This window comes from Pseudomonas fontis, from assembly GCF_028656955.1.
GTDB lineage: Bacteria > Pseudomonadota > Gammaproteobacteria > Pseudomonadales > Pseudomonadaceae > Aquipseudomonas > Aquipseudomonas fontis.
In genome coordinates this window covers 26,412-41,168 of record NZ_JAMDGY010000029.1, presented here as the reverse complement: position 1 = coordinate 41,168, position 14,757 = coordinate 26,412, and the positions used below count along the sequence as shown (strand labels likewise).

Sequence of the window (14,757 nt, the reverse complement as noted above, 5' to 3'; positions counted from 1 at the left end):
ATAGGGCCGCTACTCTCGGGGCGCTACATCACGCTTGCAAAAAGGCTGCGCAGACTCAAGCGCTTGCGCTGGACGCTCGTTCTTGAGCGTGCGCAGTTCAAGTTACGCCGATTGCTTGGCCTTACTGGCTTCCAAGCGCAGCTGAGCCTCCCTGGAAATTACACGGCGCTCCAGAGCGTCTGGAGCTTCGACTGCTGCAAGCAGCCAAGCTATAGCTTGGGTCAGATCCATCACGCCCAGATCCTCGCCATCTCGGCTACGAATCGCGATGGTTCCTTCTTCCTGTTCCTTAGTGCCAGCAACAAGGAGGTAGGGGATGCGCTGTAATGTCTGTTCGCGGATCTTGTAGCCGATCTTCTCGTTCCGGGTGTCAGTCTCAACCCGCAGGCCATTGCAGCGCAGTAATGTGGCGATGTCTCGAACGTAATCTGCATGCTGCTGCGAAATAGAGCAGACGACCACCTGAATCGGTGAGAGCCAAGCGGGGAGTTTGCCAGAGTGATGCTCAAGCATGATTCCAGTGAAACGCTCCAGAGAGCCGAAGAGTGCTCGATGCAGCATGACAGGGCGCTTGCGAAGGCCATCTTCGTCGACGTACTCAATGCCGAACCGTTCAGGCAGGTTCATGTCCACTTGAAGCGTGCCGCACTGCCAGTCCCGGCCTATCGCGTCGCGCAGAACGAACTCAAGCTTGGGCCCGTAGAACGCCCCCTCACCTGGATTGATCTGGTAGTCGAGGCCCATTTCTTCTAAGGAGTGGATCAACGCCCCCTCGAGTTGATCCCAGGTTGCGTCACTGCCGATTCGGTTGGCAGGTCGAGTAGACAGCTTGATGCGCACGTCCTCGAAGCCAAACTGGCGATAGATGTCCAGTACCAGACCCACGACGGATCGGCATTCTTCGTTCATCTGTTCGGGGGTGCAGAAAATGTGCGCGTCGTCTTGGGTGAAGTGACGTACCCGAAGCAACCCATGGAGAGAGCCGGAGGGCTCATACCGATGGACTTTACCGAATTCGCCCATGCGAATCGGCAAGTCGCGATAGCTCTTGAGGCCGTGTCGATAGAGGAGGGTGCCGCCTGGGCAATTCATCGGCTTGAGAGCTAGGGCGCGACCATCCTCGGTTTCGGTCGTGAACATGTGATCACGATAGTTATGCCAGTGCCCGGACGTTTCCCACAGGCTGCGATCCATGACGTCTGGCGTGTTCACTTCGACATAGCCCGCGTCATTCTGTCGGCGTCGCATGTAGGCGATGAGAGACTGAAACACCGTCCATCCCCGCGGGTGCCAGAAAACTGATCCTGGTGCGTCGTCCTCGAAATGGAAAAGGTCGAGTTCTCTTCCGATCTTGCGATGGTCACGCTTCTCGGCTTCCTCAAGTCGAACGAGGTGGGCTGACAGCTGCTTTGCATCGGCCCAAGCCGTTCCGTAGATGCGCTGTAGCTGCTCGTTCTTTGCATCACCGCGCCAATAAGCCCCCGCTAGCTTGGTCAGTTTGAATGCCTTCAAGAAGCGAGTATTGGGCACGTGAGGGCCGCGGCACATGTCCACGTATTCTTCGTGGAAGTAGAGCCCCATCTCCTGGGTATCTGGCATGTCCTCGATCAGCCGAAGTTTGTAGTCTTCGTGTCGTGCCTTGAAGATCTGGATGGCCTCATCGCGCGGCGTCATGCGCTTGACGACATCGTACTCTTTGGCGATCAACTCGCGCATGCGAGCTTCGATGGCTTCGAGGTCTGCCGGGGTGAATGGCCTTTCAAACGCTACATCGTAGTAAAAGCCCTCATTGATCACCGGGCCAATGACCATCTTGGCATTCGGGTAGAGTTGTTTGAGTGCATGGCCAACCAGGTGGGCGCATGAGTGACGGATGATGTCCAAGCCTTCATCATCTTTAGGGGTGATTACCTGCAATTTAGCATCGCGGTCAATCATCTCGCAGGCGTCCACCAAGCGGCCATCAACCCTTCCTGCCACTGTGCTACGTGCCAAACCGGCGCCGATGGATGCTGCTACGTCGTGGACAGTGACGGGGTTGTCGTAGGTACGAATTGATCCATCTGGCAGCGTGATGGAAACAGGGGAGGGGTGTGCGTTATCTGGCATCGTCACAGGCTTCTCGATCTTAAAATACTGTGGGTCGTCCGCTAGCGGACGCCCTGGTCATAAATTGAGTGGGCTGCAAGTTCTAGCAGCGAGTACGGCTACTCCCGCAGGGCATCAGCTACACAAACCTTCCAGCTCGGTCTGGATCATGGTGGGCTTCGACTTCACCCGTTCGTACAGCTTGGGGTCAGTCCACTGGGCAGTGATCGCGGGAGAGAACTCAATGAGGTCGAGGTCAATCAAGCCCATACGGGGGTTCACAACATCCTCGCGGAAGCACTGCGCATACCCCGTCTCGGTTTCGTGCACGATCACAGAGTGGAGCTGAACGCCGGATTCACCGCTCTTCATTTCGGTGTTCTCCAAGGCGGCTTCCACCAAGCGGAAGATCAATCTGGAGAACTGCTCAGCACTCGGTGACACGGGGATGAGTACCCAGCGCTCTGAATGCCTGCGAATGGACGCAATGTAATCAGGATCATCCTGTGACCAGATCGCGACGGCGTGATCGAAGGCGTCGATCAATTCACGAACGTCCCCTTTAAGCAGCCCAAAGTCATACACCATCTGCCCGTGATCCAGGGCGTCAGCTTGCAAGAGCAGCTCCACTTTGTAGGAGTGCCCATGAATCGAGTGAGAGCAGCGACGGGTGCTGCAGCCTCGCACGATGTGCGCATTCTCGAATTTGAATAGCTTACGGATCAGCATGAACCACCTTTTTCTTTGCTGCCTTTCGACGGTACAGGGTCAAATCCACCGGGATGCAGTGGGTGGCAACGCAAGAGCCGGCGTAGCGTCAACCAGCTGCCCATCAGCGCGCCATGAGTTCGCAGTGCTTCTATCGAGTACTGGGAGCATGAAGGGTGAAATCGGCATCGATTGCCTAAGGCTGGGCTGATGAACAGTTGGTAGCCGCGCACCAATGCAATCAAGATCGCGTTCGGCCATCGCTTCATATCACGCTCCTTGCTGCCGGGCGCAGCTTGGAGCCTTCTGGGCTGTCCTCGATGCTGAAGCCAGCTTCTAGCAACTCGTCACGCAAAGCGTCGGCTCTCGCGAAGTCGCGCGCACTACGTGCTTTGTTTCTTGCTTCCAGCAATGACTCAAGATGCTGTCGATGACTCAGCGGTTGTTCCAAAGGCGCTACTGGGGGGCTCAAGGCAGCGAGGGCGGCGTGAGGCTCTTGCTGCAGTAGGCCGAGCAGTCCAGCAGATTTGAGCAGCCGTGCTTTACTGAGCGACCGCATTTCATCTGTCTCCGCCTGATCAAGCTCCGCCCTGATTACATGCAGCCGGGCCAGTGCCTCGGTCACGCCCAAGTCATTCTTCAGCGAATTCAGCACTTGGTCGTCCGGCACCACATCAGCAGGGGCGGCCAGCGAACTGACCTTCGACAGGGAGGTATAGAACCGAATCAGGGTTTGGACAGCAGACTGCAGGCGCTGCGTATTCCAGTCCATTGGGCGGCGGTAGTGGGTAGACAGCAGCGCAAATCGAATCGCTTCTCCAGGTGCCTGAGCAAGCAGGTCTCGGACTAGCAATACGTTGCCCAGTGATTTGGACATCTTCTGCCCATCGACGGTAACGAAGCTGTTGTGCACCCACGTGCGGCAGTAAAGTGTGCCGTTCGCACAAGCGCCCTGAGCAATCTCATTCTCGTGGTGAGGGAAAATGAGGTCTTGGCCTCCACCATGAATGTCGATGGTATGGCCCAGGTGTCGACCAATCATGGCAGAGCACTCTACATGCCATCCTGGTCTACCTCGCCCCCAAGGGCTGCTCCAGCCGGGCATTTCAGATGTCGAAGGTTTCCAGAGAACGAAGTCCAAAGGGCTGCGCTTATAGGGAGCTACCTCGACCCTTGCCCCCGCCAACATGTCTTTGGGTGAACGCCCTGATAGGTGGCCGTATGCGGGGTACGAGGGGACATGGAAGAGCACATGCTCTTGCTCGACGTAGGCATGGCCGCGATCAACGAGTCGTTTGATCAGCGCGATGATCTCTGAAATATGGTCGGTAACACGTGGCTCCAGGTCGGGCGAGGCGACTCCAAGGGCTGCCATGTCTTCATGGTAGGCATCAATGAAGCGGCTAGTGATGTCCGCTATGGGAGAGCCTGACGCGATTGCTGCCGCATTGATCTTGTCGTCCACGTCCGTGAAATTTCGCGCGTAAACGACCTCGTTAAATTCGTGGCGCAGCACTCTGGCAAGGATGTCGAAGACAACTGCAGGTCTGGCATTCCCGATGTGCGCGTAGTTGTAGACGGTAGGGCCGCATACATACATGGTCACCCGATCAGGCTGCTCTGTGCGCAACGCTTCTTTCTGGCGGGTGAGGGTGTTGTGAAGGAGAATGCTCGACCTCATACGCTGATGCCTTCGATATGTCCTGCTTTGTCTTTAAAGGCTCTGAACGTCGCCTCGATCATCTCTCGTGTTACGTCTTGAGTGATGAAGACCAAGCGGGAACGCCGGTCGTCAGTCGGCCAGGCAGGAAGAGGCGCGGACGGATGGAAGATGTGCTGCACGCCATGCAGGGCGATAGGCGTGTCTCGTCCCTCAATGTTGAGGATGCCTTTAACCCGGAGGATGTTGCTTCCCAGCAAGGTCATTAACACCTCAAGCCAGCATTCCAAAGCAAGCTCACTGATGGGGTTGTCGATGGTGAAGCAGAACGCACGAATTCGGTCGCCGTGGCGGTTTACGTCCTGCTGCGGTGCTCGCAAGCCCGCAGAGAACAGCCCTCGATTCATACTGTTCTCAGGCTGAGGTGCGACTTGGAATTTAGGGGCAGAGGTGATCTGGTACGCGTGCTCCTTTAACCAGCCTTCAACATCGGGCGACTTACCCTCGTGGGTGAACAGGCCCAAACCGAGAATCTTCTCAGCCTGCAGCTCGCCGTTCTGGATTTCCCAACGAGGTGCTGCCGGGTTGATGTCGGCGAGCCGCTCAAGCAGATCGGCCCTGTGTTCTGGAATCACGAGGTCACCTTTGGTGAGCAGCAGCACGTCAGCCATGGCTGCTTGCTTGATCGCCTCCTGATGACCATCAAGCGTTCCCATTCCGGTGGCCAGGTCTACTGTCGCAACTACACCATCAAGTCGATATTTTGGCGCAATTTGGGCATGCGTCATGAGCGTGTGGATGATCGGTGCAGGATCGGCCAAGCCGGTCGTTTCGATCAGTACACGGTCAAACTGGCGGTTCCCCTCCCGCGAGAAACGCCATGTGATGTCTCGCAACGTCTGGACAAGGTCTCCGCGAATGGTGCAGCAGACGCAGCCGCTGCCCATTTCCATGACGATGTTCTCGTTACTGTGGGTAACCAGAAGATGGTCGAGAGCCATCTCACCAAATTCGTTGATGATGATCAGCGTGTTGGCAAACGCCGGCTGCCTCACCAGCTGGTTTAGCAATGTCGTTTTGCCGCTGCCCAGGAATCCAGTCAGCAGCGTGACGGGGATCAGCGAACGCTGCGATTCACTTCCCATGATCAGCCTCATGTCGGTGAGGAGCAGACCACGCAGCAGCGTCATGAGGGTGCAGGCTTTCCAAGTGTCTGACGTGGACTCTTGGGGCTCGGTAGTTCGAAAGGGCTGCACGAATCCGCCGTGCGGCATCTTCTACGAACATGAGGTTCTGACCATTCAGTGCTGCGAAGGCTTGTTCGTCGGCTCGTTTCACCGCGGTCTGCACCGGCGTACCCAGCGCATTTTCTACCGAGTTGATCAACGAGAGGAGGCCCAAATTGGCAGCTTGTTGATCAATTAAGACAGAGACACGCGCCTCGCTCCGCTGGCTATGTGGAGTTGCTATGGATGCGTTTGCACGCAGCCATTGCGCCACGATCGCGGGTTCAACTGCGGACTGATTTGTGAACGCTTTCAGGAAGCTTTCTTCGACTAGCTGACGCGACAATGCCGCTGAACAGGGGCACGTCGATGAGTAGCCGATCGTGGCTTCAACGCTCAAGGAAAACGCGCCCTCTACCAAGGACGCATTAACGTTCACTGGGTACGATTTCCAGCCAGACAAACCCTCGGTGACTAGTGCCGGTCGGCGCACGAGGAGATCAAAGTCCAGCTGAAGGCGAGCGCTTCGGCTATCACAATCGTGATGGCTTTCGATCATGCTGCTGAGCAACTCGCGAACATGCGGTGGTGAGATGTGATGACCTTCTCCCCAGCTGTCCAGTAGGCGATAGAGCCGGGACATGTGGATGCCCTTGACTTGGGGTGCAGGTAGGTCGACTTGTACGTCCGCTCTGGCATGAAGCTCGCGGTGATAGCCCGCTTCGTCAATCGTCACCGGTATGTCGATGCCTTGCATGCCAACCCATTCCAGGGGGCCAAGGGTCGGGGCAAGATCGGTGACGGAAACGTCGGGTAGTTGTGCACTCATTTGGTATGTCCGCAGGTGTCTGGCCCTCCCATGACAGGAGGGCTCTTTCAATTCAGTTCCAGCCTGGAAGTGGGTTGGCCAATTTCATCCAGCCCTTCGGGCCTAACGCCATTTCTTCATCGGTGAGCAAGCAGGCATCGAAGCTTGCGCGCAGCGCGGGCTCATCCATGTCCATGCCGATGAGTACGAGCTCTTGTCGTGCATCGCCCACGTCCTTGTCCCACTTGGCGCGAATGTTCTCGACGGACTCGGTATCCGTCGGCCAGCGGTCTTGTGGGATGGCTGCCCACCAGTAGCCCGCAGGGCCATGTCGGGCCACTGCGCCTGCTTGCGACCAGTTGCCCGCCATTGCCGGCTCGCTGGCGAGCCAGAAATAGCCTTTTGAACGCACGACGCCTGGCCATTCACGCTCCACCAGCTCATGGAATCGCTCGGGATGGAATGGTCGACGGGCGCGGTATACGAAGCTGCGGATCCCATACTCTTCCGTTTCAGGTGTATGGGTGCCGCGCATTTCCTGCAGCCAGCCCGGGGCTCGAGAGGCCTCGTCGAAGTCGAACAAGCCTGTGTTGAGCACACGATCCAGAGGGATTTTGCCAAACTCTGAGATCTCCATCTTTGCCCGAGGATTCAGGCTGTTGAGGATCGCGATGAGTTGTTGCCGCTCGTCCTCACTGATCAGATCAATCTTGTTGAGAACGATCACATCGCAGAACTCGATCTGCTCGATCAGCAGATCTACTACGGTGCGAACATCCTCTTCTCCCAGCGATTCACCTCGTGCCTGCAAGCTGTCGCGCGAGCTGTAGTCGCGGAGGAAATTGAACGAATCCACCACTGTGACCATGGTGTCGAGCCGAGCTACCTCGCCGAGGCTGCGACCATCCTCACCTTCAAAGGTGAAGGTCTCCGCCACGGGCAGGGGTTCAGAAATGCCAGTGGACTCGATGACTAGCTGATCGAATCGTCCTTCTTTGGCCAGGCGATCTACCTCAAGCAGCAGGTCTTCACGCAGGGTGCAGCAGATGCAGCCGTTGCTCATTTCAACCAGCTTCTCATCGGTACGGGAAAGCTCTGCGCCTCCCTCACGAACCAACGCAGCATCGATGTTGACGTCACTCATGTCATTGACAATGACCGCGACCCGTCGACCTTCACGGTTATTCAGAATGTGGTTGAGCAGCGTGGTTTTGCCGGCTCCCAGAAAGCCAGAAAGGACTGTCACAGGAAGCTTTGTCGCTTCACTTGAATGTTGGGCTGTCATCAGGAGGTCTCACGGAAAAGGGTGACGAAAATAAGGGACTCGTCGGTGCTAACTGTCGGAGGTGCGATCGAGCTTGCTACAAGTCGCGCATTTCCCATGAAGCTCTATGGTTGAGCTGCCCAGGGAAAATACGTTTTGCTTCATCCAGGTGCCGAGGTACCGGTTGAGCGATGGGACGATGAACTCATCGACGTGGCCGCATGAGTCGCAGATTGCAAACGCCCTTACACCTTGCTCGGTGGAAGGGGGAGCACATCTCACATAGGCATTCAGAGATTCCAGGCGATGCACCAAACCACGTTCGGCGAGACAACCGAGTGCTCGGTAAATCTGGGTGGGCGCCTTGAAACCCTCGCTCTTCAAGCGTTCAAGAATCTTGTATGCGCTCAGCGGCCTGCTCGACTGCTGAAGGGTTGCCAGCACCCGTTGCTGATTAGTGGTCAATTGCATGCGGCCCCCCTGTCGAACGTGAAACTTGAGTCTGAATATCTATATTTGGCATGTTATAACGTAACATTTGTGGGCGCGCCACAAAAAAGTCGCGAGGGCGTGTCAGGGTTCCGGGCGGGTGAAGGCGTATGAAATGCCGAGATTCTGTCTGGCCGGCGGAAATTTTTGAATGTGCGGAAGGTGTATGGACAGACGTAGCTTGTTGAAATTTATCTTGGCTGGTCTAGCGCTGCCGGCCTCGTTTGCTGCGCAGGCATCCCAGGCAGTTCGGCGGGTGAGCGTCGTTCGCTCGGGGGGATCTACCAAGCTTCTGCTTGACCTGAGCGGCCCGGTGATTGCGAACAGCTTGAGTTTGGATTCTCCACCGCGCTTGGTACTTGATCTTCAGCAAGCTGCACTTGATACGACGCTGGACGGTCTCTTGCTCGACGGTACATCGATCCGCGCTGTGCGTAGCGGGAAAACACCCACGGGGGATCTGAGAATTGTCCTGGATCTGGCCAAGTCAGGTATCCAAGGGGAGCTTCGACCTATCTCAGGCAATGGCCGTAAGTTGGAGCTGCTTCTTCCTGATCTACCTGTCAGGGGAAGCGTTGTCGCAGCTGCTACTCAGCAATCACCGGTACAAGCAAAGGGGAAGGTCAACCGAGACCTCCTGGTAGTCATTGATGCGGGACATGGCGGCAAAGACCCGGGTGCGGTTGGTGCAAAAGGGGAGCAGGAGAAGATTGTTGCACTGCAGATCGCTACGCTGCTGGCTAAACGAATTGATGCCCAAAAGGGTTACAAGGCTCGGCTCGTGCGCTCCGGCGATATCTTCATTCCGCTACGCAAGCGAGCAGAGGTGGCACAGCGTCTGAACGCTGACCTGTTAGTTTCTGTTCATGCTGATGCAGCCCCAAGACTTACCGCATCAGGGGCATCTGTCTTTGCGCTTTCGCAGAATGGCGCCAGTTCTTCAATGGCGCGTTGGATGGCTCAGCGAGAAAACGGGGCTGATTCTGTCGGTGGGGGCTTGGCCGTGAAGCTAAGGAAAGAAGACCCGATGGTTGCGGGTGTACTGCTCGACATGTCGATGAATGCCACCATTTCAACCAGTTTGGATCTTGGGCATCAGGTGCTTTCGCAGTTGGGACAGGTCTCGGGGCTGCATCAGTCGAAGGTTGAGCAGGCTGGGTTCGCGGTACTCAAGTCTGCCGCCATACCATCAATTCTGGTCGAAACAGGTTTCATCTCCAACGTCAGGGACTGTCGACGGCTGCACGATACACGTCACCAGCGCAAAATTGCCGATGCGATTTTCGCGGGGGTGGATAGCTATTTCCGGCAGCAGCCACCACCAGGCAGCCTGATCGCCTCTCAGGCCAGAGCCGAAACAGCCTGAGGGATAGCGCACTCTCGCGACGCTGCAGCCTGCTCAGCGTCGCGAGATCGTGATGTCAGCCACGGTTCAATCGCTGAGCGGCCTCGATGGCAAAGTAGGTGAGTACGCCACTGCAGCCGGCTCGCTTAAACGCCAGCAAGGACTCCAGGATGACTTTGTCCGGATCCAGCCATCCATGATCAATGGCGCCCTTGAGCATCGAATATTCACCACTTACCTGATAGGCAAAGGTCGGAACGGCGAATGTCGCCTTGACGCGCTGAATGATGTCTAGATAAGGCATACCTGGTTTGACCATGACCATGTCCGCACCTTCTTGAAGATCCAGAGCAACCTCTCGCAGGGCCTCGTCGCTGTTTGCGGGATCCATCTGGTAAGTGCGCTTATCGCCTTTCAGTGCTCCAGAGGAGCCGAGGGCATCTCTGAAGGGCCCGTAAAATCCAGAGGCATACTTGGCCGCATAGGACATGAGCCGTACGTCTTTGAGATCTGCTGCGTCCAGGGCTGATCTCAATACGCCGATGCGTCCATCCATCATGTCCGAAGGCGCGAGCGTGTCGATGCCAGCCTGTGCCTGCACAATAGCCTGGCACGCCAGAAGCTCCAGGCTTTCATCATTTGCGACCAAACCCTTGCGCAGCACGCCATCGTGACCATGGTCGGTGTAGGGATCCAAGGCTACGTCGCCAATCAGGCCGAGTGTAGGGAAGGTCGACTTCAGTAATCTGGCTGCCTTGCAGACCAGGTTGTCCGGATTAAGCGCTTCGCTGCCTTCGCTATCTTTTCGCTCTGGTGATGTCGCCGGAAACAGCGCGATAGCGGGAATTCCGAGCTCCACGGCTCGCCCGACATGGTCAATGAGTTCGTTGAGGCTCACCCTTAGCTGGCCAGGCATCGAGCTCACGGGTTCATTTCGACCCACACCTTCTTTTAGAAAAATGGGCCATATCAGATCGTTTACGGACAGCGTGTTTTCAGCTACCAGCCGACGCGTCCAATCGTCAGCACGGTTACGACGAAGACGTGCGGCAGGATAGCTTCCTAGTGCTGGAAAGTGATTCATGAGTCAGTCTGTATTAGCGAGCAATCAGAAGAACAGGCTCATCCCTATAAGGATAAGCCCAGATTGGATCAAGCCTCGATCGAAGAGTGATGGCCAGTGATCAGCCACTCGTCGTTGATGCGCTCAAAAGTGAAAAGGAATCGCGCTGGTACAACGCGCTGCTCGCCGCCATCCCGGTAGACGAAGGTGTAGAGCCCTCCGACAACCACGGTACCCAGCTTTCGGCTTACCCGTTTTTTGAAGACCTGGATGTCGCAGACAAGGCCATCGTTGGCTAGGAAGTTCTCGAAGTAGTTCCGGCGACTGTCATCGCAATCACGCACCTGGTTGGACAGTGTAGGAACCAGAATGGCATCTGCGGCGTAGAGCTCAAGAATCTTGTCGACATCGCGAGTAGCGACGGTTGCCGCCCACCGATAGAGGGCAGCTTTAGCTCCCGCGAGGCAGGCCAGCTCGGTGTCGGCGTACGTTTCAGTGTTGACGGAGAGGGTAGGGGCTTCGCTCATAAATGCTTACCTCATGGGTCTGAATTGGGAGGTGAAATGCTCATGCTAGAAGAAATATATGATACGTTATAACATAACTATTTTGATTTGGGTCTCGGATCATGTTTCTCAAGCTTGAACAGGCGGGGGCGGGAAGCCGCTTCGCTTTAAGTGACGTGCTCAGCCAGGTGCCCTGGAGCTCTCAAGGTCTTGTCGCTGCAATTGCGCTGCAGCATGACAGCGGTGAGGTGCTGATGCTCGCCTGGATGAATGAAGATGCGCTCAGAGAAACCTTGGAAACCCGTCGGGCCTGTTACTGGTCGCGTTCTCGGCAGGGCCTCTGGCGTAAGGGCGAGACATCTGGGCATGTTCAGCACGTTAAGGAGGTTCGCTTGGACTGTGATGGGGACGCGTTGCTGCTACTCGTAGACCAGGTCGGGGCTGCATGTCACACGGGTCGTCGCAGCTGTTTCTATAACGTAATCGACGGTGATGAGGTGGTGGTGACTGGCAATCCAGGGGAGGCTGAAGCATGAGCCGCATTCTTATCAGAAATGCTCGGCTAGTGAACGAGGGCAACGTCTTCGATGCCGACGTTCTTATTGCCTACGGTCGGATTGAGAAGATCGCCGGAAGCATCAGTGGCCATAACGTACCCGTCGAAATCGATGCGCAAGGTTGCTGGCTTGTGCCCGGAATGATTGACGATCAAGTGCATTTTCGAGAGCCAGGCGCCTCACATAAAGCGACCATGTCAAGTGAATCGCGAGCCGCTGTCGCAGGTGGGATCACCAGTTTCATGGACATGCCAAACACCAATCCTGCGACACTTTCTGTCGACGCTCTTGACGACAAAAAGGCACGGGCTGCTGCGTCCTCAGTAGCCAACTATGGCTTTCATTTTGGCGTGAGCAAAGACAATCTGGATATCGTTGCCGGACTCGATCCTCGTCGCGTCGCTGGGGTGAAAGTGTTTATGGGGGCATCTACGGGAGACATGCTCGTTGATGATCCCAAGGTGCTTGAGCGCCTCTTTGACTGCGTGCCCACTATCCTGTTGGCGCACTGCGAACACACGCCTTCAATCCTGGCTAATGAGGCGCGTTACCGGGAGCAATTCGGTGATTACATACCGCCGAAGATGCATCCAAAAATTCGTGATGTAGAAGCGTGCTTCCGTTCCTCCCGCTTGGCGGTAGAGCTGGCTAACAAGTTCGGTACAAGGCTGCATGTGCTGCATCTGACTACCGCCAAAGAGCTGGGATTGTTCGAGCCTGGGCCGCTGGCAAACAAGCTGATCACCGCTGAGGTTTGCGCGCACCATCTGCTGTTCGATGACCGTGACTATGCAAGCCTTGGGAATCTCATCAAGTGCAATCCCTCCATCAAAACTCGTGAGGATCGAGATGCTTTGCGGCAAGCATTGCTCTGTGACCGTATCGATGTGATTGGCACTGATCATGCGCCTCACACCTTGGCGGAGAAGCAGCGGCCATATGCATCGGCGCCTTCAGGCCTGCCGCTTGTGCAGCATGCGTTTCCGGCTCTTTTCGAACTGGTTGAAGAGGCCGTTCTGCCGATCACTCAGCTGGTGCGCAAAACTAGCCATGCGGTCGCCGATTTGTTCGCCATTCATGAGCGTGGGTATCTGCGCGAAGGTTACTGGGCGGATCTGGCATTGATTGAGCGGCTTGAAAGTCCGCGCCCCGTCAGCCTTGATTCCATCTTGGCTCACTGCCAGTGGACGCCGTTCCAGAATCATCGGCTGCGTCATCGTGTCAGCACCACGATCGTATCTGGGCAGATTGCATGGCACGAAGGGCGGCTTAATGAGGGTTGCCAAGGGTTACCACTCGCCTTCGGTGCGCAGCGTTCCTGATAAACCTAATTACTGATGTGGAAGCGACCGACATGACCGAACAAGAACTGCTATCACTGCCCGATGAGGCCTACATGGATGCTGCACAGCAGGAGTTTTTTCGCGAGCTCTTGCTGTCTCAGCGGGCGGAGCTTCAGGAGCGCATCTCCGGAGAGTTCCAGGTGATGCGTGAGTTTGAGCCCAGCAGCGATCCTTCCGATCTGGGTACGGTTGAAGAGCAGAGGCAGTGGCAATTACGGCTTCTGGAGCGCGAGAAAAAGCTCTTAGACAAGATTGATGAAGCTTTGGAGCGAATCTCGCGCGCGGAATATGGGTGGTGCAAGGAGACCGGCGAGCCCATTGGCTTGCGGCGATTGCTCTTGCGGCCTACAGCGACGCTGAGCATAGAGGCAAAAGAGCGGCATATGCGTGAGAGCTGACTTATTCAGTAGCCCGAGCAGCATGATCTGGCGCATGGAGAAACCTGGCAGGCAAGCCTCATTACTGCTTGTGATGGAGAATGAGATTCGTTATCGTTACGTTATCACATAACAGGAGGTGTTCAATGCAGGTTCTTTCATCGCTCAAGCAAGCTAAACGTCGTCACCGGGACTGCCAAGTCGTTAAGCGCCGGGGCAGGCTTTACGTGATCTGCAAATCGAACCCCCGGTTCAAAGCCAGGCAGGGTGGTGTGAAGAAGAAGTAAGGAGTATCCGCGCTGCAGCGATCCATGTTGAGCGCGGTTCGATAAATCATGCAGCGGGCTACGCCTTGGGCTTTGGCATCAAACCTGAGCCTCGGAGTGCTCCGTCAGTGGTGGTGTGGCTCGCCAACAAAACTCAACGAGGTGAACAGGCTCCTCTCCGAGCTCGGATCTCCGTCCACGGCAACCTTAGTTTGCGCTGCAATGATGTTGAGACCGCTATTCCGAACAATCACGGTCGCTCGCCCGTTGGGGTCAGTCTTGACGCTATTGCCTTCCGGCAAGCCCCGATAATCTTCAAACAAAGCGATATTCGCTGCAGGCTTACCATCGATGGTTACCTCCACCGGTAAGGGCTTTCCAACACCGACTTCAAGCGGGTCTTTGAGTGGACGAATGATCATCGCAAGCTTGAGGCGGTGAGGCACTTGAGCATGCGGCCTCAGAATAGCCAGGTTGTATTTGTAGCTATGACTGGTGCTGATTGCGCCAGGGACATCAGCGTTGGGCGCATTGATGGCCTTACCATCTTTTCCTTTGCTCCATATGCCGTTATCCAGTGCGACTGTAACCACAGCAGGGGATGCCGTTGGGTGCAGGCGAGCATGGTCATCCAGGCGTTCAACGGTGACTGGTACCAAATGACCGGTCTGGTCATATGCCCAGACACCCTTGATCCTTTCCGCTTGATAAGCCTCATCCTCTGCACCATGACCGTAAACGACCTCAAGGTGACCGTAACGCTGTTCCGTCCAAATGCCATGTGCGCTTGCGGTTTGAGCACTAACCGCGCTGATAACCGCTGCCAGCGAAAGTACGAGCTTCATATGTCTGCCTAACCTCTTGAACGCCGCGATCATTGGAATGAAGGGCACGCCTGCGTCGGGTGTGCCTCTTGCCAAAGCACGCATACCGATTCATAGCGGATGTCTATGCAATCCTGTATGGTGTTAATTATACGTTATAACATAACTCTAAAGTTGTTTTTATGTCTGGATGTGCGATGTGCAGCAGGGTGTGGATTCTCACAGGCGCTGCG

Annotated in this window: 16 protein-coding genes; 5 read left to right on the top strand and 11 right to left on the bottom strand. The window is 56.0% G+C overall.

All coding sequences use genetic code 11. The features are described from left to right. Positions 1–102: 102 nt before the first annotated feature. From thrS to M5G11_RS12995, 8 genes are all read right to left on the bottom strand, one after another. The gene (gene thrS, locus M5G11_RS13030; protein WP_273913377.1) at positions 103–2,109 is read right to left on the bottom strand and encodes a threonine--tRNA ligase; all 2,007 of its coding nucleotides are present in this window, start codon (positions 2,107–2,109) and stop codon (positions 103–105) included. 114 nt (positions 2,110–2,223) lie between these two features. Then, on the bottom strand, positions 2,224–2,817 hold the full coding sequence (locus M5G11_RS13025) for a 6-pyruvoyl trahydropterin synthase family protein (protein ID WP_273913337.1): 594 nt from the start codon (positions 2,815–2,817) through the stop codon (positions 2,224–2,226). Then, positions 2,811–3,065, bottom strand: a complete 255-nt coding sequence (gene yidD, locus M5G11_RS13020; protein WP_100851716.1) for a membrane protein insertion efficiency factor YidD — start codon at positions 3,063–3,065, stop codon at positions 2,811–2,813. The genes M5G11_RS13025 and yidD overlap by 7 nt, the downstream gene beginning before the upstream one ends. Next, positions 3,062–4,477, bottom strand: coding sequence for a cysteine--tRNA ligase (cysS, locus tag M5G11_RS13015; RefSeq protein WP_273913338.1), 1,416 nt, complete (start codon positions 4,475–4,477; stop codon positions 3,062–3,064). Before cysS ends, yidD begins: the two co-directional genes overlap by 4 nt. After that, positions 4,474–5,646, bottom strand: coding sequence for a CobW family GTP-binding protein (locus M5G11_RS13010; RefSeq protein WP_273913339.1), 1,173 nt, complete (start codon positions 5,644–5,646; stop codon positions 4,474–4,476). Before M5G11_RS13010 ends, cysS begins: the two co-directional genes overlap by 4 nt. Continuing rightward, positions 5,591–6,511: a GTP cyclohydrolase FolE2 gene (folE2, locus tag M5G11_RS13005; RefSeq protein WP_273913340.1), complete on the bottom strand. Its 921-nt coding sequence runs from the start codon at positions 6,509–6,511 to the stop codon at positions 5,591–5,593. The genes M5G11_RS13010 and folE2 overlap by 56 nt, the downstream gene beginning before the upstream one ends. Positions 6,512–6,563: 52 nt before the next feature. Continuing rightward, positions 6,564–7,775 carry a zinc metallochaperone GTPase ZigA gene (gene zigA / locus M5G11_RS13000; RefSeq protein ID WP_267273204.1) on the bottom strand — a complete coding sequence of 404 codons (1,212 nt, stop codon included), beginning with the start codon at positions 7,773–7,775 and terminating at the stop codon, positions 6,564–6,566. Positions 7,776–7,823: 48 nt separating this feature from the next. Next, complete coding sequence (locus M5G11_RS12995) at positions 7,824–8,225, bottom strand: Fur family transcriptional regulator (protein WP_267273203.1); 402 nt, start codon at positions 8,223–8,225, stop codon at positions 7,824–7,826. 184 nt (positions 8,226–8,409) lie between these two features. Here M5G11_RS12995 and M5G11_RS12990 point away from each other — a divergent pair, with 184 nt between their 5' ends. After that, the gene (locus tag M5G11_RS12990) at positions 8,410–9,609 is read left to right on the top strand and encodes an N-acetylmuramoyl-L-alanine amidase (protein ID WP_273913341.1); all 1,200 of its coding nucleotides are present in this window, start codon (positions 8,410–8,412) and stop codon (positions 9,607–9,609) included. A 55-nt stretch (positions 9,610–9,664) separates the two neighbouring features. Here M5G11_RS12990 and hemB read toward each other — a convergent pair whose 3' ends face one another. After that, entirely contained in the window at positions 9,665–10,672 is a 1,008-nt protein-coding gene (gene hemB, locus M5G11_RS12985) for a porphobilinogen synthase (RefSeq protein ID WP_267273201.1), read from the bottom strand. A gap of 68 nt (positions 10,673–10,740) precedes the next feature. Then, complete coding sequence (locus M5G11_RS12980; protein ID WP_273913342.1) at positions 10,741–11,178, bottom strand: DUF4440 domain-containing protein; 438 nt, start codon at positions 11,176–11,178, stop codon at positions 10,741–10,743. Positions 11,179–11,279: 101 nt separating this feature from the next. Here M5G11_RS12980 and hisI point away from each other — a divergent pair, with 101 nt between their 5' ends. From hisI to ykgO, 4 genes are all read left to right on the top strand, one after another. Continuing rightward, a complete protein-coding gene (gene hisI, locus M5G11_RS12975; protein WP_273913343.1) occupies positions 11,280–11,693 on the top strand; it encodes a phosphoribosyl-AMP cyclohydrolase in 414 nt (137 codons plus the stop codon). Then, positions 11,690–13,036, top strand: coding sequence for a dihydroorotase (locus M5G11_RS12970; RefSeq protein WP_273913344.1), 1,347 nt, complete (start codon positions 11,690–11,692; stop codon positions 13,034–13,036). Before hisI ends, M5G11_RS12970 begins: the two co-directional genes overlap by 4 nt. 32 nt (positions 13,037–13,068) lie before the next feature. Continuing rightward, complete coding sequence (gene dksA / locus M5G11_RS12965) at positions 13,069–13,455, top strand: RNA polymerase-binding protein DksA (protein WP_273913345.1); 387 nt, start codon at positions 13,069–13,071, stop codon at positions 13,453–13,455. 125 nt (positions 13,456–13,580) lie between these two features. Beyond that, positions 13,581–13,721, top strand: coding sequence for a type B 50S ribosomal protein L36 (ykgO, locus tag M5G11_RS12960; protein WP_273913346.1), 141 nt, complete (start codon positions 13,581–13,583; stop codon positions 13,719–13,721). Positions 13,722–13,825: 104 nt separating this feature from the next. Here ykgO and M5G11_RS12955 read toward each other — a convergent pair whose 3' ends face one another. Continuing rightward, positions 13,826–14,545, bottom strand: a complete 720-nt coding sequence (locus M5G11_RS12955) for a DUF4198 domain-containing protein (protein ID WP_273913347.1) — start codon at positions 14,543–14,545, stop codon at positions 13,826–13,828. Positions 14,546–14,757 lie beyond the last annotated feature (212 nt).